The organism is Qipengyuania xiapuensis (assembly GCF_019711395.1).
GTDB classification, from domain to species: Bacteria; Pseudomonadota; Alphaproteobacteria; order Sphingomonadales; family Sphingomonadaceae; genus Qipengyuania; species Qipengyuania xiapuensis.
This window is the reverse complement of sequence record NZ_JAIGNL010000001.1, coordinates 1,358,510-1,379,453: the sequence shown is the minus strand read 5'-3', so window position 1 is coordinate 1,379,453 and position 20,944 is coordinate 1,358,510. Positions and strand designations below refer to the sequence as shown.

Sequence of the window (20,944 nt, the reverse complement as noted above, 5' to 3'; positions counted from 1 at the left end):
ATGCTACCATGACCGTTCGCAGTGCCTACGATCTTTCGCGTCTCGATCTGGCGACCTTTGACTTCAACCACCAGGAATCCTGTGGTTGCGTCTGCTGCGGCGCACAGGATGCGATCAAGATCGCGAATGCGGATATCGTGAATCAGTCGTCTGGCCAGTCCTCCGCCAATGGTGTCGATATCCCGGGCGATACCAGCACGACTGCCACGATCGGCATCGGCGGCAGCGTGACCGACGAGCTGGAAGTGGTGGGCGATACCGACTGGTTCCGTATTACTCTCCAGGCCGGCGACCAGATCGATATCTCTCTGTTCGGTTCGGGCGCTACTCCGGTTAGCGACACCTACCTCCGTCTCTATGACGAGAACGGCGTCCTCGTTGCCGAGAACGACGATGGCGGTACGGGCCTGAACTCGTTCCTTCGCTTCCTATCCGAAAACGGCGGCACCTATTACATCGAGGCCGATTCCTACGCGAACAACAAGACCGGCGAGTACACGATCGAGGTCACCGAGACGCAGCCGATACCGGTCTATACCTATGACCAGATCGCCGATCAGCTGACCCATGGTTACTGGGGCGGAGCTTCGCGGTCATTCAACGTGGGCGCGGATGGCCAGCTGACCTACGATGTCAGCGCGCTTCCCGCAGATGCCCAGTATCTGGCCGAGCAAGCGCTGGCGCTTTGGTCGGACATTACCGGCATCGAATTCGTATCGGTCACTTCCGGTGCCGAGATCACGTTCCAGGACACGGATTCCGGCGCTTACGCATCATCGTCACGCATCGGCTCGACGATCACCTCGTCCACGGTGAATGTTGGCACCGACTGGCTGGCGAGCTACGGCACCGACCTGAACAGTTACTCGTTCCAGACTTACATTCACGAGATCGGGCACGCGCTGGGCCTTGGCCATGCCGGCAACTACAATGGCGGCGCCGACTACGCGACCGACGCGCTCTACGAGAATGACGCATGGTCCACTACCGTGATGTCGTACTTCAGCCAGCTCGAGAACAGTTACTTCAGCACCCAGGGCTTCACCTACGCCTACGTCACGACCCCGATGAATGGAGACGTGGTCGCGATTACCAATCTCTACGGGTTCTCGTCCACGACGCGCACAGGCGATACGACCTATGGCTTCAACAACAATTCGGGCCGCGACGTCTACGACGCCACGCTAAACCCGGACACCGCCTACACCATCTACGATAGCGGCGGTAACGACACTCTCGACTACAGCGGTTTCACCAACGACCAGCTGATCGACCTGCGACAGGAGTTTTTCTCGAACGTCGGAGCCGAAGTCGGCAATGTCATGATCGCACGCGGAACCGTGATCGAAAACGCGATCGGCGGTTCTGGGGCCGACCGGTTCTTCGGCAACAGTTCGGCGAACCAGATTACCGGCAACGGCGGTAATGACCGTGTGTTTGCGCTTGGCGGTAATGATATCGTCGATGGTGGCGCCGGTGCCGACCTCATCTTCGGCGGCGACGGCGCGGACCAGCTTTCGGGTGGTACCGAGAATGACGCCATCTATGGCGGCAACGGCAATGACGACATTTTCGGCGGCGCCAACGACGACTTCCTCGACGGGGAAGCCGGCAACGACACCATCAACGGCGAGGACGGCGCTGACCTTCTTCGAGGCGGCGCAGGTGACGACATCCTTTCCGGCGGAATCGGCGCCGATCACCTGGAAGGTGGCAATGACAATGATACGCTGAACGGCGATGCCGACAATGACCGCCTCTTCGGTGGGGCTGGCAACGACATCCTCAATGGCGGAGACGGCGAGGATTCGCTGTTTGGCGGCAACGGTGCAGACACGCTCAACGGCGGTGCCCTGGCAGACCTGATGTATGGTCTTGCGGGCAGCGACATCGCGTCCGGCGGTAGCGGCAATGATTTCGTGCACGGCGGGACCGAGAACGACCAGGTCAACGGCAATGACGGCAACGACCAGCTCTTCGGCGGCGCGGGTCTCGACACGCTCGACGGCGGCAACGGCGCGGACTCGATCTATGGTGATGGCGGCGACGACACGCTGATCGGCGGTGCGGGCAATGACCGTATCGTCGCCGGCGCGGACAACGACACCATCTACGGCCAGCTGGGCGCCGACATCATCAACGGTGGTCCCGGCGACGATGTCTTCGTGTTCGATACGGCACTGGGCGCCGATCAGGTCGACCAGATCTACGATTTCGGGAATGGCGACGACACCATCTGGCTCGACAATTCGATCTTCACGTCGCTGAGCCTGGGTGCGCTCGACCCGTCGGCCTTCCACCTCGGAACCTCCGCACAGGATGCCGACGACCGGATCATCTTCGATTCGGCGACCGGCAACCTCTGGTACGACGAAGACGGAGCTGGCGGTGCTGCGGCGCAGCTTGTGGCGAAGCTCAACCTTTCGGCGGGCCTCACCGCGCAGGACTTCCTCGTGGTCGGCAACGTGCCGCAGACCCCGCTGGCCGATCCCGACAAGGACGCGCTTGCAATGGTCGAAAACGCGATCTTCGTCTAAACCGCACCCGACCCAGACTGCCCCGATCTGGCTAATTGGGGCAGCGGGTGAGCCTGACGGTCAATAACCCGATCTTGTGGTGTGACAGCACGACTAAATACCACTAACCAGCGGTTATGGCATCGGGCGAACTCGCATCACCGGCACTCTCGGACGCGCTTGTAATCCTGGGCGCGGCCGGGCTCGTCATCCCGGTCTTTACGCGTTTCCGGATCACGCCGGTCATCGGCTTCATCCTGATCGGCATTCTCGTCGGTCCCTATGGCCTCGGCCAGATGGTTTTCGAGCGACCATGGCTCGAACACATAACAATATCGGATCCCGGGGCGCTCGACATATTCGCCGAGTTCGGGATCATCCTCCTGCTGTTCGCGATCGGGCTCGAGCTTTCCTTCAAGCGCTTATGGCAGTTGCGCAGGCTCGTGTTCGGGCTTGGCGCAGCCGAGCTCCTGATCGGCGGCCTCTGTCTTGCCGTCGTCCTTTCGATGATGGGGCAGTACTGGATTGGCGCCCTGGCGCTGGGCTTTGCCCTTGCCTTTTCCTCGACCGCCATCGTCCTGCCGATTTCGGGCAGCACCAGCCCCGTTGGCCGCGCGGCGCTATCGATGCTCTTGTTCGAAGACATCATGATCGTGCCGATCGTCTTCATCCTCGGCGCAATGGCACCGAACGCCGCGTCCGAGGGCTGGGAAGGCCTGATGACCACGCTGTGGCAAGGCGCTCTGGTCATAGCGGTCATGATGATCGCGGGGCGCTTCGCCCTCCCCCGCCTCTTCGCTCAGGCGGCCCGCACCAAGAGCCCCGAACTCTTTCTTGCCGCTTCGCTGCTGGTCGTGATCGGCGCGAGCCTTGCCACTGCCGCGGTTGGCCTCTCGCCGATCGTCGGGGCCCTGATTGCAGGGCTACTGATCGCGGAGACCGAATATCACAGCGAGGTCGAGAGCATCATGGAGCCCTTCAAGGGGCTGGCGCTCGGTATCTTCCTCATCACCATCGGCATGACGATCGACCTGCGCACGATCTGGGACAATCTGGGTGCGATCGCCACCGCCGTCATTGGCGTGCTCGTCTTCAAGGCGCTGCTTACGGGCGTCTTGCTGCGCCTAATGGGGGCACGCCGAAGCACTGCGGCTGAAACCGGCATCCTGATGGCCAGCCCTTCGGAGACGACGCTGATCGTCCTCGCAGCCGCCGGATCGGCGCTGCTACTGCAACCGGGCACGGTCCAGTTCTGGCAGATCGTGACCGCCATCGGCCTCACGGTCACCCCGCTCCTGGCTCGCCTCGGCCGGATCGTTGCGCGGCAGATCGAGCCTGCCCCCGAATTGCCCGACGAAGACGAGGACGAACCCCGCGTGATCATCATCGGGGCCGGCCGCGTCGGCCAGATCATCGCGCAGATGCTCGATACGCATGAAAAGCCCTATGTCGCGCTCGATTCCGATGCCGACCTAATCGAGAGCGCAAAGCGGCAGGGTTTCCGCGCAGTTTTCGGGGATGCGGCCCGCGGCGACGCGCTCCACCGCCTCGGGATCGACAACGCTCTGGCGGTCGTCCTCACCATGGACGAACCCATCCTGGCCGAACGGCTCGTCCGCAAACTGCGCGGCGAATATCCCGACCTGCTGATCGTGGCTCGCGCACGCGACGTGGAGCACGCCGCCGAACTCTACCGCGCAGGTGCCAGCCACGCTGTGCCCGAGACGCTCGAGGCCACCTTGCAGCTCACCGAAGCGGTGCTGGTCGACATCGGCGTCGCCATGGGGCCGGTTATTGCTTCGATCCACGAGAAGCGCGACGATTTCAGGGCGCAGATCGAGGAGAAGGGTGCGCTCGACTACAAGCCCAAGCTTCGCTCGAGCACGAGCCAGGGCTGACGATGTCCGCCAAGCTGGAAACGCGCGCTGATTGCAGCCGCTGCGCAGCGTTGTGCTGCATTGCCTACCCGTCGGATGAAATGCCCGGCTTCTCGGCTTCAAAAGCGGCAGGCCAGCCCTGCCCCAAGCTCGGTGGCGACGGGTTTTGCACCATCTACGAACGGCGCGAGCAGGAAGGCTTCAGCGGCTGCATTCGCTACGAATGCTTCGGTGCCGGCCAGCATGTGGTCCAGACACTGTTCGAGGGACGAGACTGGCGGGAGGACACCAAGCTTCTCGGCCCGATGGTCGAGACATTCCTCGCGATGAGACCGCTCAGCGACCTCGCCTATCTCGTCGAAAGGGCGCAAGCGGTCGTGGACGACGAGACGGCCAAGGAAGAATTGTCCGGCCTCGAAAAGGAACTCGCGCGGATCGGGCAATCACGTGCCTCGCTTGCGGATTCAAAGGCGTTGAAGAAATGCCAGAACGCAGTCAGACGCATCTACACCACGATCGATCCCGCCAAGCTGCGGAAATCATGATCTTTTCCGTTCGTCGACCGTTGGTCGGGAAAGGAGATCATCATGAGCAATCCCGACCCGACCAAGCCCCTCCCGAACGACGAGAAGTTCAAACCGCAGAATGTCGAAGGTCCGCTGAAGGATCAGGCGCCCGACCAGCTTCGCGGCAAGCCGGGCGATACCGAAGGTTATGACATAGAACAGGGTTCGAGTGGCGTAACGAAGAAGACGCCCTCGGCCTGATCCACTCCGGAGAGGAGAGCAGAACGCCTGATCGGTTTCGCGCCGGTCAGGCGTTTTCTTTTGCCAAGGCCTCGCGGACCGCGGCGATCGCTTCATCGCCCTTCGAACCGTCGGGTCCGCCGCCCTGCGCCATGTCGGGACGGCCGCCGCCGCCCTTCCCGCCCAGCGCTTCCACGCCGGCCCGAACGAGATCGACAGCGCTGAAGCGGTCGGTAAGGTCGTCGGTTACGGCCACGGCGAAGGCCGCCTTGCCCTCGTTGACCGCGCAGATCGCTGCCACACCGGATCCCATGCGGGTCTTGGCCTCATCGAGCAGCGGGCGCAGTTCTTTCGGGCTGAGACCGTCGATCACCTGGCCCGAGAAGGTCACGCCGCCGATATCCTCGTCGGCAGGCCCTGCATCGCCGGAACCGCCGCCGCCGAGCGCCAGGACGCGCTTGGCCTCGGCCAGTTCCTTTTCGAGCCGCTTGCGCTCGTCGACCAGTGTTGAAACGCGTGCCGCCGCTTCATCGGGCGAGGTCTTCAGCGCGCCTGCGATCAAACGGACAGTCTCGTCGCGGGCGAGCAGCCATTGGCGCGCGGCCTCACCGGTGAGTGCCTCGATGCGGCGCACGCCCGAGCTGACCGCACTTTCGGAGACGATCTTGAACAGGCCGATATCACCCGTCGCCTCGACATGCGTTCCGCCGCAGAGTTCGACAGAGTAGTTCTTCCCCTCGTCGCCCTTGCGGCCCATCGAGAGGACGCGGACTTCATCGCCGTATTTCTCGCCGAATAGAGCCAGCGCACCTGCCGCGACGGCATCATCCGGTGTCATCAGGCGAGTGCCGACGGTCTCGTTGGCGCGGATTTCCTCGTTCACCTCGGCTTCGATGGCCGCAATGTCCTCGTCGCTCAGTGGCTTGGGATGCGAGAAGTCGAAGCGGAACCGATCGTCCGAGACGAGCGAACCCTTCTGAGTGACGTGGTCGCCGAGGCGATTGCGCAGCGCCGCGTGAACAAGATGGGTGGCCGAGTGGTTAGCGCGAATGCGGTCGCGGCGTTCTGCGTCGATCTCGAGATGCACGGCATCGCCGACCTTCACGCTGCCCTTCTCGATCTTGGCGATGTGCGTATGCAGACGACCGAGCGGCTTGTTCGTCGTCGAGACAGCGATCTCGAGGCCTTCGGGCGTCCAGATCCGTCCGGCATCGCCGGTCTGGCCACCGCTTTCGCCATAGAAAGGCGTCTGGTTGGTCAGCACGATCACATCGTCGCCTGCCGAGGCGCTGTCCACTTCCTTGCCGTCCTTCACCAGCGCGACGACTGCGGCCTCGCCAGTATCGGAGCTGTAGCCGGTGAACTCGGTCGAACCCTCGCGCTCGGCGATGTCGAACCAGACTTCCTCGCTGGCAGCTTCGCCCGAGCCCTTCCAGGCAGCGCGTGCGGCAGCTTTCTGCTGGGCCATGGCTGCATCGAAGCCGTCCTTGTCGACGCCGATGCCGCGATTGCGCAGGGCGTCTTCGGTAAGGTCGTAAGGGAAGCCGTAGGTGTCGTAGAGCTTGAATGCGGTTTCGCCGTCGAGAGTGCCGCCCTCACCCATATCGCCGGTCGCTTCGTCGAGCAGCTTGAGCCCCTTGTCGAGCGTGCGGCGGAATTGGGTTTCCTCGCGCTCGAGAACTTCCTGGATAAGAGGCTGGCCACGAACCAGCTCCGGATAGGCGGCACCCATTTCGCTGACGAGTTCGGGCACGAGGCGGTGCATCAGCGGTTCGCTCGCGCCGAGAAGATGGGCGTGGCGCATGGCGCGGCGCATGATGCGGCGCAAGACATAGCCGCGGCCTTCGTTGCTCGGCAGGACGCCGTCGGCCAGCAGGAAGCTGGTCGAGCGCAAGTGGTCCGCAATGACGCGGTGGCTGGCGGTCTTGTCGCCCTCGGCCTTGACGCCGGTCAGGCTCTCGCTCGCGCCGATCAGTGCCTTGAACGTGTCGGTATCGTAGTTGTCGTGGACACCCTGCATGACCGCAGCCACGCGCTCGATGCCCATGCCCGTGTCGATGCTGGGCTTCGGCAGGTCGCCAACGATCTCATCCGCTTCCTGCGTGAACTGCATGAAGACGAGGTTCCAGATCTCGACAAAACGGTCGCCGTCTTCTTCGGGGCTTCCCGGAGGGCCGCCCCAGATGTGATCGCCGTGATCGTAGAAGATTTCCGAACACGGACCGCAGGGACCATCCGAGCCCATCGCCCAGAAATTGTCCTTGGTCGGGATGCGGATGATCTTCTCGTCAGCAAAGCCGGTGCGCTTCTTCCACAGGTCGAAGGCCTCATCGTCGGTGTGGTAGACGGTGACCAGCAGGCGCTCTGGATCGAGACCCCATTCCTTTGTCAGCAGCGTCCAGGCGTGATCGATCGCCTGTTCCTTGAAATAGTCGCCAAAGCTGAAGTTGCCGAGCATCTCGAAAAACGTGTGGTGCCGCGCCGTGTAGCCGACATTGTCGAGATCGTTGTGCTTGCCGCCTGCACGCACACACTTCTGCGCGCTCGTCGCACGCGGCGCGGGCGGCGTTTCGAGGCCTGTGAAAGCGTTCTTGAACGGCACCATGCCCGCATTGACGAACATGAGCGTGGGATCGCTGAACGGCACGAGCGGCGCACTCGCAACCTCGGCATGGTCCGCGGCTGCGAAATAATCGAGGAAGGATCGGCGGATTTCGTTGGTCGACGTCATGCCAGCGCAGTTAGGCAATCACTGCCCGCGCGACAAGCCGGAAAGCTCCCTGTCTGTGAGCGAATTGACCGCTTACCAGACGAAGTAGGGACCGCCCCGCTCACGTGCCCGCTGCCATGCGGGGCGCGCGTGGATCGCTTCTACGAAGCGTGCAAGCTTCGGGGCCTTCTCACCATAACCCTGCATTACAGCGATCTCGGCAGGGAAGCTCATCATCACGTCGGCGGCGCTCCATTCGTTGCCGACGAAATGCAGGTCGTCCGAGATCTTCTCCTCTGCATAGAGGATATGAGCCTCGAGTTGTTCGTCGACGCGCGGCATGAGAGGTGCTGCCGCCTCGCCAAGGCGTCCGGCATAGATCTTGAGCATGACGGGCACGAAGAAGGAACTTTCGCCGAATTGCATCCATTCGAGGTGGTCGATCCATGCATCGCTTCCGCAATCGGGGATCCAGCTTTCCCCGCCGTGGCGGGTGCAGAGATACTCGATGATCGCCCCGCTCTCGCTGATCATACGGCCGTCGTCCTCGATCACCGGAGATTTCCCGAGAGGGTGCGCCTGCTTGAGTTCCGGCGGTGCGAGATTGGTTTCCGCATCACGCTGGTAGGAGACTATCTCGTATTCGGCACCCAGTTCCTCGAGGAGCCAGAGGATGCGCTGCGAGCGGCTGTTGTTGAGGTGGTGGACGGTGATGGTCATGGCGATCTCTCCTTGCTTGGGAGCGGCTTAGGCGGCCCGCCCGCCCTCCGCCAGCAGGAATTTCCCGCGTCAGACGCGAAAAGCCGGTGCGGCGGCAATGGAGAGAGCGCGCGCACCGGCTTTCCGTGTTTCCGGGAGCGCCGGGGGACAGTCCGGCTGGCGCGTGGCGGGGGAATGGTTGCCGCGCGCGCTCCCGCTTGAAGAGGCGTGATCAGTCTTCCGCGTCCGGACCAGTCATCATCTCTTCGGCGACCTCGTCGGTTTTGCCGCGGATCGCGGCTTCCAACTTGGCGCACATTTCGGGGTTTTCCTTGAGGAAGGTCTTGGCGTTCTCGCGGCCCTGGCCGATGCGGACGCTGTCGTAGCTGAACCAGCTGCCCGACTTTTCGACTACGCCGGCTTTCACGCCGAGATCGAGGATCTCGCCGATCTTGGAGATGCCTTCGCCATACATGATGTCGAATTCGACCTGCTTGAACGGAGGGGCGACCTTGTTCTTGACCACCTTCACGCGGGTCGAGTTGCCGATCACCTCGTCACGGTCCTTGATCTGACCGGTACGACGGATGTCGAGACGGACCGACGCGTAGAACTTGAGCGCGTTGCCGCCGGTGGTGGTTTCCGGGTTACCGTACATCACACCGATCTTCATGCGCAGCTGGTTGATGAAGATCACCATGCACTTCGAGCGGTTGATCGAGCCGGTCAGCTTACGCAGCGACTGCGACATGAGGCGCGCCTGGAGGCCGACGTGGCTGTCGCCCATCTCGCCTTCGATTTCTGCGCGCGGAACCAGCGCGGCGACCGAGTCGACCACGAGGATGTCGATCGCGTTCGAGCGAACCAGCGTGTCTGTGATTTCGAGTGCCTGCTCGCCAGTGTCGGGCTGCGAAACGATCAGTTCGTCCACATCGACGCCCAGCTTCTTGGCGTAGACGGGATCGAGGGCGTGTTCCGCATCGACGAACGCCGCAGTGCCGCCGGCCTTCTGGGCTTCGGCAATGGCATGCAGCGCCAGAGTGGTCTTGCCCGAGCTTTCCGGACCGTAAACCTCGATCACACGGCCTTTGGGCAGGCCGCCAATGCCAAGCGCGATATCAAGGCCGAGCGAACCGGTGGAGATTGCCTCCACATTCATCGCTTCCTTCTGGCCCAGCTTCATCGCCGAGCCTTTGCCGAATGCGCGATCGATCTGCGACAGGGCGGCGTCCAATGCCTTCTGACGGTCTGCGTCCACTTTCTTTCCTTCTACAAGCTTCAGACTAGCCGCCATGACACATTCCCCTTTTGCATTTCCAGAGCCGGATGTGACTCTTCAACTGCCAAGGCATGTACCGTGTTTGTTCCACAAGAACAAGAGTGGAACAGAAATTTTTTCCAACTTCGCTAATTTTCGCTCAGCCAGAGCTTCGACCGGCGCACCCTGAAGCTGCGGTCGAAGCGGGAATTGGCGGGGACATCCACGTCGATCACGAGGTCGCCATTCTTGACGTAGGCCTCGGGGCCCCAGCTTCGCACCTGCCAGTCGTCGGGATATCCGAGCACCAGCCTCACGCGGGCGGTGGCTTCATTCGCATTCCACAAGACGACGTTGATATTCGACCACTTGCGACCGCGCTCGTCGGGGTCGTCCTCGTGCGTATAGCCACATTCGGCGTAGACCTTCGCGCTCTCACCGAGGTCGAGATCTATTTCCTGGCCCACGGGATAATCACGCAGATCCAGTTCGGCGACAAGCTGAGGTCCCTCACTGGTCGATTCGAACGCATTGAGCTTCCCGAGCGGCAGGGATGCGCCGAGCCCGTAGTCCTCCTCGTTGCGGGTCAGCAGCTTGATCTCCGTCTCGTCGAGGTCGTCCATTTCCTCGACCTCGTACCATTGCTGCTCCAAGTCGCATTCCGCCTCGTAGAGCCAGCGGGTGCGAACTGCTTCGCGCGAGAGGAACGCGACCTGTTTCATGCCCTTCGAAGCGACCGTTACCCGGCGCGGAACACGGTAGAGCTTAAGGTCTGCAAGCTGTTCTTCGCGGGCCATCGCCTCCTCGGAGAGGACCGCGATCGGACTGGCGGATTCCAGATTGCTGCGCCTGATCCTGGAGGCGGTGACCACGATCGCGTCGCCATTGAAGCCGTCTGACATGGGGGGTGGCGGCGGCGCCGGCGGCGGCGGCGGGCCATAGTTCGGGATCGGCGAACCGCGCGATGTGCTGCCGATCGGATAGCAGGTGAGGTAGAGCCCGCGCGCCTCCGGTGGCTCGGCCAATTCCTCGAAATCGGATTCGATCGCGATGTCGCCCGCGATCACCATCAGCTCGGCATCTTCGAAAGACTGTCCGTTATCGTTGAGCACAGTGAGCCAGCTCATCAGACCCATGTCGAATGTGCCGTCGCGCCTGCCCTCGCCCAGCTGCGCGACATAGTTTGCCTCCCAATCGAAGCCCCAAGATAGATAGGTCAGCACCACTTCATATGTGCCGCCGGTTTCGCTGAAGGTATCGATGTTGAAGATCGGCCGCGCCGAAAGCTCGGGCGGGACACCGTCGAAGGTCAGCTTTTCGGGAAGCCCGGAACAGCGCACCGCTTCATATCCGGCGCTTGTCTGGAGCACGAGGCCGCCGTCGGCTCGAGTGCGAACGATCGCTTCCTCGCTCTGCGATACACCTGTCGCCGGGTTCTGGCGCGTAATCGTCACGCGGTTGCCGAGCGTCCGGTCGACCAACGCCGCGGGCGAAAGAAGATCGGCATTGCGGTTCTTCTCGATGGTACCGCCGGGCAGGCCCGTGACGATGGCGCTTACCGCCACCATGCCTTCCGCGACCCCTTCGAAGAGGATCGTCGAACGGCCGGGAGGCAGGGTGACCGTACGCGTCTCGCTGATCATCGCGTAGCCGCGCGGCATGTCGCGCTCCATGCGCTCGCCAACCGAGCGCTCGGGATCACGGTAAACGGTCACGGCATAATGGCTCGCATCGGAGGCGAAGACACGCTGCCGATCATCCTGCGCGGATGCGGGAGTGCCCGTCGCAACAGCAGCAAGGATGCCTAGTGAGGTTAGGAAACGCATGACCGCGCGCCCCGGCTCAGTGCTTCGTCTCGTAGACCACCCGGACCACGCGTTCGCCCTCGGCAGGCACGCGCACGTCCCACTTGCGGGTACCGACACCCTGCTGTTCGCCCTGGACATCTTCGGACACCACACGGAAATCACGCGCCCACCATCCACGATAAAGACCGTCCTGGTAGAACTCGACATTCACCGGAATGCGCTTCGCGTTGTAGAAGGTGTAGCGCATCGTCGTGCGGTAATACTTGATCTCGCGCTCGGTCTCGACGGTGCGGACGACCTGGTCATCCTCGATGACGCGATAGCGCGCAGTCTTCTCCCATTCGCCCTTGCTGATCTCGTCGCGGCTTTCGACCTCGGCCTGGACATAGACATCGAAGGCGTTGCCGGTCCTGAGGAAGAGACTGCTGCCCATCGGCGTGTGGCCGATGCGCGATTCCCCGATGAACTGCGGAGTGCCCTGGCTGTCGCGCTGGTAGAAGCGCACGGTTCCGGCCGGCAGCGCGTCACCGAGTCCCTGCGAGCGAGAGGTATTGAAGGAAATCGCCGTGCTTACGGCCACCGGCTGGTCATCGCGCGACAGCCAGCCCAAGCGGCGTTCGTAGCGTCGCTGGGCTGGTACGCGCTGGACGTCGAGGAAGCTGACCTGCTTGGTCTGCGCATTGGCGACAGTCGTCCGCTCGTCGAGCGGGTAGAGATAGAAGTCCCCCAGCGATTCGCGTTCGGCCGCCTCCGTACCCGGAGTGACCATGCTGCGCCCGCGATTGCTGCGCCCATTGCCGCCTGTCGGGTCGCCCGCGACAAGCAGGAGGTCGGCATCATGGAAGGTAGTGCCGGTCTGGTTGGTCAGGGTCACCCAGCCCTGCATATCGATCGTGCTGTTGCCCTCGTCGAACAGAGCGACATAGTCGGAGGTCCAGCCAAGCCCGCTGGTAAGATAACGGATCGAGGCGGGGCGCGTGCCCCCACGCGTGGAATCTAGGGTGACCGAAAGTGTCGGGCGAGCGCGCAGGTTGCTCGGCACGCGGTCGAAGATTGCACGGACCGGGAGACCGTCGTCACGCAACACCTCGATGCGTTCGCCGATCTTGACGACTACTCCGCCTGCGGTCGAGAGTACCGTCGCACGTTCGCGCGTCTGCTGACCGGTCGCCGGGTTCGTCCGCAGCAAGGTAATCGTCTGCCCGATCGCCTTTTCCATCAGCTTGGTCGGCGTCAGCAGGTCGAAGTCGAAATTTTGTTCGACGATTGCGGTGCCGTCAGCAGCAAAGCTCAGCGTTTCAGGCTGGATACGCGCCGAGACATCGGGAAAGCTGATCGTGGACTGTCCCGCCGGGATCGACAGCTGGCGAACGTCCTGCACGAGGCTGCGTCCGCCATTGTAGATCGTGATCGAGACATCGCCCTGCGCAGTGGCATCGGGATCAGCGAGCGCCTCCGCGCTCGACTGCGCCAACAGCGGAGCCGTGCCCGCCAGTGAAACCAATGCTGCAAAAGTAAAGCCGCGAACCCTCATCACAATCCCCCCTTTACGAGGCCAGGATCGTGACACCCATTCGGTCAGGCGTCGACCTTGGCCTGCTCTCCAAGCACTTCAGATACCTTCGCATTTATTTGCTGAACACTGAACGGCTTCGGAATGAAGTGCATGTTGTCGATATCGATGTTGTTGCGCAACTGCTCTTCTGCATATCCCGACATGAAAAGTATCGGGATGTTCGGTTTTACCTTGCGAATTGCACGCGCCATGGCCGGTCCGTCCATCGCTGGCATGACCACGTCGGACACGATGAGGTCGAATTCCGTATCGCCGTTCGCAATTTCGGCGAGGCCCTCCTCGCCGTCGCTGGCGGTCGTGACCTGGTAGCCCGCGCGGGTAAGCGCCCGCTCTGCAACGGCGCGCACCATGTCCTCGTCTTCGACCAGAAGCAGCTTGCCGCCACCCGACCAGTCGCTGGCCTTGGCCTCTTCCTGGTCCTCGCCGCGCTGATTCTCGGGCAGCTCGCCCTTGTGCACCGGGAGGTAGACCGTGAAGCGGGCGCCCGCGGGGGTTCCGTCGGCACCGGTCACGTTGTCGGCGAAGATGAAGCCGTTGGACTGCTTCACGATACCGTAAACGGTCGAGAGGCCGAGGCCGGTGCCCTTGCCCTGCTCCTTTGTAGTGAAGAAGGGCTCGAAGATCTTGTTGAGATGCTGTTCCGGAATGCCGCCGCCGGTGTCCTGGATAATCAGCACCGTGTAGTCGTCGGCGGGCATGATATCGATGCCCATCTTGCGAACATCGCGGGCCGATATACGCCGCGTGGCCAGCGTGAGCCGCCCCTTCCAGTCCTGCTTGCCGGTCTTGTCGGCATGAGCCTGCATCGCGTCGCGCGCATTCACGGCGAGGTTGATGATCACCTGTTCGAGCTGCTGGGGGTCGGCCCTCACCGGCCCAAGCTCGCGGTCGTGGCGCACGGCGAATTCGATCTTGTCGCCCATCAGGCGCTTGAGGAGCTGGCTCACTTCGCTGACGACGTCGGGCATCTGCAGGACGACCGGACGCAGCGTCTGCTGTCGGCTGAAGGCGAGGAGCTGACGCGTCAGCGACGCAGCGCGGTTCGAGTTGGCCTTGATCTGCTGGATGTCATCGTAGTCGCTGTCGCCCGGCGTGTGGCGCAGCAGCATGAGGTCGCAATAGCCGATGATGGCGGTGAGCACATTGTTGAAGTCGTGCGCGACACCCCCCGCGAGCTGGCCGACTGCCTGCATCTTGGTTGCCTGCGCGACCTGCCTGCGCAGACGCTTCTCCTCGGTGGAATCGCTGATCGAGAGCAGCACGGCAGCATCACCGAGGCCGCGTACACCGGCGAGGCCGATGGAAACCGGTTCCTCTGTATCGCCAGCCAGTCGAACCGCCATGTCGCCGCTCGCTGTCGCGCCCTTGGCGAAGCGGCGCACCGTGTCTGCCATCGCCGATTTATCCTCGCGCACCACGAGATCCGAAGGGAATTGCGGAAGGCCGACATTCTCGCGCTCGACAGCTCGGAGGAATGCCTTGTTGGCGAAGAGGAAGCGCCCGTCGCGATCGGTCAGCGCCAGGCCGAGCGGAAGTGCCGAAAGCAAGGCCTCGAGCTGCGGGATCGCCGCCTTGCCGCTACCCTGCCAGCCACCGCCGATCCCGACGCTGCTGTCGACGAGCAACATCAGCGAAGGCGCCTGGTCCGCAGCCAGTCCTTCGGATGTGCGCGGCAGGTCGAGCGGTACGTGCACCAGCGTTTGCGGCGTGCCTTGCTGGCCCTCGCGCGCAAAGAAAATGCGGTCTCGGTCGTCCGAACGAAGCAGCTGGACGAATTCCTGTCCGTTGAGCGAAGAATCCTTGGCCCCGGTCGCCCTTTCACCGAGCCCCGGAGTTGACGCCTGGACAATACCATCGGGCGAGACGAGCGCGAGTTCGATCCCGGCACGCGATATCATCGTTCCAAACGGTCCGGAAATACGCTCGGCAACACCATCGTAGGTCTGGCGCATGACCACTTCGGTGAAGCGCCACACCAGATAATCCTCGCCGCGCCCTACCCGCTCGATCGACAGGTTGAAGATCTGGCTACCTTCCTCGAGGCGCAGATTGTTCCTTTCTGCGACGCCTTCGCGCCAGGCCTGGCGCTGCCCGTCGATCAGCTGCTGGCGCGATTCCGCGTCGAGCGGGACTTCATGCGGCGCGACATCGTGCCCGAACCAGTTCGAAAAGCTTTCATTGGCGCAGGTCAGGCGGTTCGCACGGTCCGAAATAGCGATGGCTCGGCGTGCGTTCTCGATCGCCGCCGCAGTGACTGCCCAATCGGGCTGGCCCGCAGCCTCCTCGACCGGCGCGCTGCGCAGGCGGGCGGCGAGTAGCAGACCAAACAGAACCGCTAGGAGTGCGCCGCCATAGGCGATTGCAGCGAGCGAATTTCCGGCCGCGAGCCAGATCACCCCGACCGATACCGTAAAGGCGAGCAATATCCCGAACAAAAGCGGGAACGGCGGAAGACCTTGTTGTGCCTCGTCGCCCGAGAGGCTCATTCACCCTTCTCCCGCATCCTCTCGTCGAGGCGCTTTTCCATCGCCACGAGCCGTTTCTTGCGCTTGCGCGCGACGACGAAGCGCCACGCAAACCCTGCGATCAGATAACCGACCGCAGCGCTTACTATCGCAAGAACGAGGAATCCGAAAGCGGTCACACCGCCGACCTCGAGCCAGCGGGCCAGCGCACCGCCGTCCTCTGCGAGCTGACCTGCGCCGGAACCCATCGCCCGGTCGATGTTGAGAACGAACGCGCCCGTCTTGTTGGCGAAGATCAGCCAGAAAGGCAGCGTGAACGGGTTCGTCACGAAGGTGACCAGCGCGCTCAGCGGGACATTCGCCCGCGCGGGAAGCGCAAGGAAGGCGGCGAGGAAGATCTGTCCGATCGGGACGATGAAGGCAGCAAAGAGGCCCAAGGCCACGCCGCGCGGCACGCTGCGCCGTGTGAAACGCCAGAGCTCGGGTGTAAGGAACCGGTGCGCGATCGGCTTGAGATATTTGTTTCCGGCCATTTCCTCGCGCGTCGGCATGTACTTGCGGATAAAATCCGCGAGGAAAGTCTTGGACCTGAAGCTGCTCACGACCGCGCTCCTGCAGGGTTGCCCGCGACAGCTTCTGGCACAGGCAGGTTACAGGCAAAGGGCGGCGAGATCAGCATAACATCCTATGTGGTAGCGCGTCGGCGTTGAAAAAGGGCAAATATCGGCGCGATTATCCCTTTTCGCGCATCAGCCTCGCCTTGTCGCGCTTCCAGTCGCGTTCCTTGATGGTCTGGCGCTTGTCATGCGCCTGCTTGCCCTTGGCCAGCGCGAGCTCGACCTTGGCGCGTCCGGTCGCATTGAAATAGATCGAAAGCGGGACCAGCGTCATGCCCTTGCGCTCGACCGCGCCGAACAGCTTGTCGATCTCGCGCGTGTGGAGGAGCAGCTTTCGCGGACGGCGCGGTTCGTGATTGAGCCGGTTGCCGTGCGAATATTCGGGAATGTTGGCATTGATGAGCCACACCTGCCCGTCGCGCACCTCGGCATAGGCTTCCTTGATGCTCGCCTCGCCAGCGCGCAGCGCCTTTACCTCGGTGCCCTGCAAAGCGAGGCCCGCCTCGAACTTTTCCTCGATCGCATAGTCGAAACGCGCGCGACGGTTGTCGGCGACGACTTTCTGCTTGTCGAAGGTGGCGGGCTTGGGACGTGCCATAACGAGGCGCGCATGTAGGCGCTGTGGGGGAAAAGGGAAAGGGGCTTGCGGGCCCCTTGCAATCGGCAGGTAATTCGAAGACATTACAAATGGATCGTAAGTACTTCGGGGGTCGTATGCTGAAGCTGGGTCGCTTCCTGCCGCTATTCGCGGCAGTTCTACTTATTTCGATGGGAACGGCTGCACATGCGCAAGTCGATGAGCCGCCGCCGCTCTCGGCTTATGGCGCGCTACCGGGCGTCGAAATGGCCGCGATCTCGCCCAGCGGCGCCAATATCGCTGTTCTCACCACGATCGGAGAGACGCGGCTGGTACTCTTCCTCGGCCCCGACATGCGGCCGATCCGCAAGATGGAAGTCGGCGATTCCAAGGTCCGCAGTCTCGACTGGATCGGCGATGACCGGGTCCTGCTGCAGACCAGCAAGACTGAAGATCTCTGGGGCTTCACCGTCGACAAGGCCGAACTCTTCAGCGCCCATATCGTGCCCGTCACCTATGACGGAGAGGTCACGACCGTATTCAAGCGCACGCGTCGCCTCGTCGATGCAGTATTCGGTTCGCACGGCATCCGCTTTGTCGATGGCCGCTGGCAGGCCTATTTCGGCGCGCTGGAACTGCGCCGCGACAGGCGCGACGGTTACACTTTCAACCACAGCCGCCCGTATCTCTACAGGTTCACGGTAGACACACAGGACGCCACGCGGATCGCCACAGCTACAGGCGAGGACCACTATCGGGACTGGCTGGTTGGCAGCAATGGCGGTGTCGCCGCCGTTTTCGACCTTGCCCGCAGCGACGGCGACTGGAAAATCTCCAATTCACAAGGGGTAGCCATTGCCGAGGGTACCCATGCAGCCGGCCGTGTCGGCCTGGTCGGCCTCGGCTACGAGGGCGCATCGGTCATCTACTACCTGCGCGACGAGGACGGCGTATCGCACTGGTACGAAGTGCCGCTGGCGGGCGGAGCGTCTACCCCGTTCCTGCCGGATGCCGACGTCGACCGGCTCTATTTCGATACCCCGACCGGAAGACTGACCGGCTACCTCGACGCCGAGGACGGTCCGGTATTCGCCGATCCGACACACCAGATGGCCGTGAGCCGCATTCGCAAGGCGTTTGCCAAATACGACATGCGGATGGTCGACTGGACCCCGAATTTCGAGAAGGTGCTCGTGCGCACCAGCGGCAATGGAGACAGCGGGTCGTGGTACGTTGTGGACCTCGGCACGATGCGTGCGGACGGTTTCGCCTATGAACGCATGCGGATCCTGCCCGACATGGTCGGCCCGATCTCGACCTTCTCATACACTGCTGCCGACGGCCTCGACCTCGACGGGATCCTGACGCTTCCGCCTGGTCGTGAAGCGAAGAACCTGCCGCTCGTCATGCTGCCGCACGGCGGGCCTCATGCGCATGACAGGGAACAGTTCGACTGGTGGGCGCAGGCCTTCGCGTCGCGAGGCTACGCCGTGTTCCAGCCCAATTTCCGAGGCTCGACCAATCGCGAACAGGCTTTCAAGCTCGCAGGCTACGGCGAGTGGGGCCGCAAGATGCAGACCGACCTTTCCGACGGCCTTGCTGCGCTGGCCGAGAAAGGCATCGTTGATCCCGATCGCGCCTGCATCGTAGGCGCAAGTTATGGCGGATACGCCGCACTTGCCGGAGTGACCTTGCAACAGGGCCTCTACCAGTGCGCCGTAGCGGTGGCCCCTGTCAGCGACATCGGGGACATGTACAACGAGGATTATCGCGCCTCCGGACGGCAGAGGATCACAAAGGCCGCCCTGCTGGAACAGCTCGGCCCGAAAGACCGGTGGGACGCAGTCTCGCCGCGCCGCCATGCCGATCAGGCAGATGCCCCGATCATGCTGATCCATGGCGAGGACGATACGGTCGTTCCTTACGACCATTCGTACAAGATGGCCGACAAGCTCAAAGATGCCGGGAAGCCTTACGAACTCGTCACGCTGGAGGGCGAGGACCATTGGCTCTCGCTGTCCTCGACACGCCAGCAGATGCTCGAAGCCGCAGTAGGCTTCGTCGAAAAGCACAATCCCGCCGATTGACGCGTCGGCAAGAACCACATTTCACGGAAACCGACAGAATGAAGACGAAGACGTTTGCCTTGATCGGCGCGAAACTCGGAATGCTGGCTACAACCGGAGCAATCGCGCTCGCCGCTGTACCGGCCAATGCGCAGGCGCCCGCTGCGCTTCCGATCGAGGCCTATGGCGCGCTACCGGCGCTGGAAGAGGCGGTGATCTCGCGTTCGGGCGCCTATACCGCCATGCTCATGACGGCGAACAACCAGCGCCAGATCCTGGTGGTCGACAGCAGCGGTGCGCCGGTCAAGCAATTCGTTGTCGGCGATGCGAAGGTGCGCGGCATCGACTGGGTCGGCGACGAGGCTATCCTGCTTCGCCGCACGGAAACAGATACGGTCGCTTATGGTGCAGGCCAGAACAAGGGCGAATGGGCCCGCGCAAACGTTCTCCCGCTGGACGACAACCGCGATGTTGTCTCGATCTTCGCGGAGCAGCGCTCGATTGCCAATTTCGTCGCCGGATTTGACGGAATCCGCGAAGTCGAAGGTCGCTGGAAGGGCTTCTTCCGCGGCTATCGCATGGGCAGGCGTTCGGGTGAGGATCGCATCCTCCATTTCCGCCCTGCTCTCTTCTCCGTCGACCTGTCTACCGGCGAAGCAGAGCAGGTCGCCTATCCGGCGGGCGAGAACGAGTTTCGCTCGTGGCTCGTCGGTGACGAAGGCAAGATCGTGGCCACGCTTTTCATCGACCAGAAAAGCGGCAGCTGGAGGATCGAGAACGAAGGCGGCAAGACCATCGTGCGCGACAAGCAGGAGGAAGGACGTATCAGCCTCGTCGGTCTCGATGCCTCCGGCTCGTCCCTGATCTACCGCAGCTACGACGACGACCTTGCCGAGACGACTTACCTCACCTTGCCGCTTGCCGGCGGTGAACCGCGCGAGGTGTGGGCCGACGAGGAAGTACACCGCCTGATCCACGGAGATGATGGCCGCGTGCTCGGCATCGTGAGCCGTTCGCGCGAGGTGATGCTTTCGGAAGGCCAGGAAAACCCTGCACTTTCCGAACTTTACGCCAAGTGGACCGCGGGAGACATCGACCTCGAGAGCTGGACGCCCGATCTCTCTGCAGTGGTGTTCGCGACCAGCGGAAACTACGACAGCGGTACCTGGTACCGGATGGACACCACCTCGGGCGCGCGTGCGATGCTCGGGCTGGAACGCCCCTTCGTGCAGGGCCTCGCCATCGGTAAAATCCAGACAGTAGAGTTCGAGGCGTCGGACGGCCTCACGATCGAAGCCATCCTCACCCTGCCCTCGGGCAAGGAAGCGAAAGACCTGCCGGTGGTCGTGCTGCCCCATGGCGGCCCGACCTCGCGCGACGAAGAGGCTTTCGACTGGTGGGCACAGGCCTTCGCTTCGCGCGGATATGCGGTGATCCAGCCCAACTTCCGCGGATCAACCAATATTGACGACAGTTTCGTCGAAGCGGGCGACGGCGAATGGGGCGGCAAGATGCAGACCGATATCGGCGACAGCCTGCGCGCACTTGCCGAACGCGGAATTGTCGATGCCGATCGCGCCTGCATCGTCGGCGCGAGCTACGGCGGCTACTCGGCGCTGGCCGGAGTGACGATCCACCAGAACGGCTATCGCTGTGCGGTTGGCGTAAACGGTGTCTACGACATCGAGGACTTCTTCCGTTACGAACTGTCCGGACAGTCGAGCATCCTGAGCCGCGGCATCGAACGGCTGGTCGGAGAGGGAACGAACCTCGACGCGATCTCGCCTACCGCGCAGGCCTCCAAGGCGAGCGCTCCCGTGCTCCTCGTCCATGGCCGCGACGACACCGTGGTTCCCTTTGCGCAATCCGTCCTGATGGAGGATGCTTTGCAGGACGCCGGAAAACCGGTCACCCTAATCGAGCTCAAGGGCGAGGATCACTGGCTATCGCAAGCCGATAGCCGGACGGCCATGCTGAAGGCGGCAGTTGCCTTCGTCGAGAAGCACAACCCCGCCGATTGAGTTCTGCC

Annotated in this window: 14 protein-coding genes; 6 read left to right on the top strand and 8 right to left on the bottom strand. The window is 62.7% G+C overall.

What is annotated here, in order from left to right; genetic code table 11:
* Positions 1–8 precede the first annotated feature (8 nt).
* The 4 genes from K3163_RS06995 to K3163_RS06980 all read left to right on the top strand — a co-directional run bounded on the left by K3163_RS06995 (position 9) and on the right by K3163_RS06980 (position 5,160).
* Positions 9–2,537, top strand: coding sequence for a M10 family metallopeptidase C-terminal domain-containing protein (locus tag K3163_RS06995; protein ID WP_221553616.1), 2,529 nt, complete (start codon positions 9–11; stop codon positions 2,535–2,537).
* A 116-nt stretch (positions 2,538–2,653) separates the two neighbouring features.
* Entirely contained in the window at positions 2,654–4,414 is a 1,761-nt protein-coding gene (locus K3163_RS06990) for a cation:proton antiporter domain-containing protein (protein WP_221428584.1), read from the top strand.
* A gap of 2 nt (positions 4,415–4,416) precedes the next feature.
* Positions 4,417–4,938, top strand: coding sequence for a hypothetical protein (locus K3163_RS06985; protein ID WP_221553615.1), 522 nt, complete (start codon positions 4,417–4,419; stop codon positions 4,936–4,938).
* 42 nt (positions 4,939–4,980) lie between these two features.
* Positions 4,981–5,160, top strand: a complete 180-nt coding sequence (locus tag K3163_RS06980) for a hypothetical protein (protein ID WP_221553614.1) — start codon at positions 4,981–4,983, stop codon at positions 5,158–5,160.
* A gap of 46 nt (positions 5,161–5,206) precedes the next feature.
* Here the strand turns inward: K3163_RS06980 and alaS are convergent, their stop codons facing one another.
* The 8 genes from alaS to smpB form a co-directional block, all read right to left on the bottom strand.
* The gene (alaS, locus tag K3163_RS06975; RefSeq protein ID WP_221553613.1) at positions 5,207–7,870 is read right to left on the bottom strand and encodes an alanine--tRNA ligase; all 2,664 of its coding nucleotides are present in this window, start codon (positions 7,868–7,870) and stop codon (positions 5,207–5,209) included.
* A 72-nt stretch (positions 7,871–7,942) separates the two neighbouring features.
* A complete protein-coding gene (locus K3163_RS06970; protein WP_221553612.1) occupies positions 7,943–8,569 on the bottom strand; it encodes a glutathione S-transferase family protein in 627 nt (208 codons plus the stop codon).
* A gap of 211 nt (positions 8,570–8,780) precedes the next feature.
* Positions 8,781–9,842: a recombinase RecA gene (recA, locus tag K3163_RS06965; RefSeq protein WP_221428589.1), complete on the bottom strand. Its 1,062-nt coding sequence runs from the start codon at positions 9,840–9,842 to the stop codon at positions 8,781–8,783.
* A gap of 113 nt (positions 9,843–9,955) precedes the next feature.
* Complete coding sequence (locus K3163_RS06960; protein WP_221553611.1) at positions 9,956–11,632, bottom strand: DUF4139 domain-containing protein; 1,677 nt, start codon at positions 11,630–11,632, stop codon at positions 9,956–9,958.
* A 16-nt stretch (positions 11,633–11,648) separates the two neighbouring features.
* Positions 11,649–13,148 (bottom strand): DUF4139 domain-containing protein, encoded by a 1,500-nt coding sequence (locus tag K3163_RS06955; RefSeq protein WP_221553610.1) that lies wholly within the window; start codon positions 13,146–13,148, stop codon positions 11,649–11,651.
* A gap of 44 nt (positions 13,149–13,192) precedes the next feature.
* On the bottom strand, positions 13,193–15,676 hold the full coding sequence (locus tag K3163_RS06950; protein WP_221428592.1) for a hybrid sensor histidine kinase/response regulator: 2,484 nt from the start codon (positions 15,674–15,676) through the stop codon (positions 13,193–13,195).
* Positions 15,673–16,206 carry a DUF2062 domain-containing protein gene (locus tag K3163_RS06945; RefSeq protein ID WP_221429416.1) on the bottom strand — a complete coding sequence of 178 codons (534 nt, stop codon included), beginning with the start codon at positions 16,204–16,206 and terminating at the stop codon, positions 15,673–15,675. Before K3163_RS06945 ends, K3163_RS06950 begins: the two co-directional genes overlap by 4 nt.
* 181 nt (positions 16,207–16,387) lie before the next feature.
* A complete protein-coding gene (gene smpB, locus K3163_RS06940) occupies positions 16,388–16,870 on the bottom strand; it encodes an SsrA-binding protein SmpB (RefSeq protein WP_221553609.1) in 483 nt (160 codons plus the stop codon).
* A gap of 89 nt (positions 16,871–16,959) precedes the next feature.
* Here smpB and K3163_RS06935 point away from each other — a divergent pair, with 89 nt between their 5' ends.
* The gene (locus K3163_RS06935; protein ID WP_247712482.1) at positions 16,960–18,936 is read left to right on the top strand and encodes an alpha/beta hydrolase family protein; all 1,977 of its coding nucleotides are present in this window, start codon (positions 16,960–16,962) and stop codon (positions 18,934–18,936) included.
* Between the two features lie 38 nt (positions 18,937–18,974).
* Positions 18,975–20,936 (top strand): alpha/beta hydrolase family protein, encoded by a 1,962-nt coding sequence (locus K3163_RS06930; RefSeq protein WP_221553608.1) that lies wholly within the window; start codon positions 18,975–18,977, stop codon positions 20,934–20,936.
* Positions 20,937–20,944: the final 8 nt, after the last annotated feature.

Coding starts and splice junctions, on each gene's coding strand:
- K3163_RS06995 (WP_221553616.1), top strand. CDS start 9: ATGACCGTTCGCAGTGCCTACGATCTTTCGCGTCTCGATCTGGCGACC.
- K3163_RS06990 (WP_221428584.1), top strand. CDS start 2,654: ATGGCATCGGGCGAACTCGCATCACCGGCACTCTCGGACGCGCTTGTA.
- K3163_RS06985 (WP_221553615.1), top strand. CDS start 4,417: ATGTCCGCCAAGCTGGAAACGCGCGCTGATTGCAGCCGCTGCGCAGCG.
- K3163_RS06980 (WP_221553614.1), top strand. CDS start 4,981: ATGAGCAATCCCGACCCGACCAAGCCCCTCCCGAACGACGAGAAGTTC.
- alaS (WP_221553613.1), bottom strand. CDS start 7,870: ATGACGTCGACCAACGAAATCCGCCGATCCTTCCTCGATTATTTCGCA.
- K3163_RS06970 (WP_221553612.1), bottom strand. CDS start 8,569: ATGACCATCACCGTCCACCACCTCAACAACAGCCGCTCGCAGCGCATC.
- recA (WP_221428589.1), bottom strand. CDS start 9,842: ATGGCGGCTAGTCTGAAGCTTGTAGAAGGAAAGAAAGTGGACGCAGAC.
- K3163_RS06960 (WP_221553611.1), bottom strand. CDS start 11,632: ATGCGTTTCCTAACCTCACTAGGCATCCTTGCTGCTGTTGCGACGGGC.
- K3163_RS06955 (WP_221553610.1), bottom strand. CDS start 13,148: ATGAGGGTTCGCGGCTTTACTTTTGCAGCATTGGTTTCACTGGCGGGC.
- K3163_RS06950 (WP_221428592.1), bottom strand. CDS start 15,676: ATGAGCCTCTCGGGCGACGAGGCACAACAAGGTCTTCCGCCGTTCCCG.
- K3163_RS06945 (WP_221429416.1), bottom strand. CDS start 16,206: ATGCCGACGCGCGAGGAAATGGCCGGAAACAAATATCTCAAGCCGATC.
- smpB (WP_221553609.1), bottom strand. CDS start 16,870: ATGGCACGTCCCAAGCCCGCCACCTTCGACAAGCAGAAAGTCGTCGCC.
- K3163_RS06935 (WP_247712482.1), top strand. CDS start 16,960: ATGGATCGTAAGTACTTCGGGGGTCGTATGCTGAAGCTGGGTCGCTTC.
- K3163_RS06930 (WP_221553608.1), top strand. CDS start 18,975: ATGAAGACGAAGACGTTTGCCTTGATCGGCGCGAAACTCGGAATGCTG.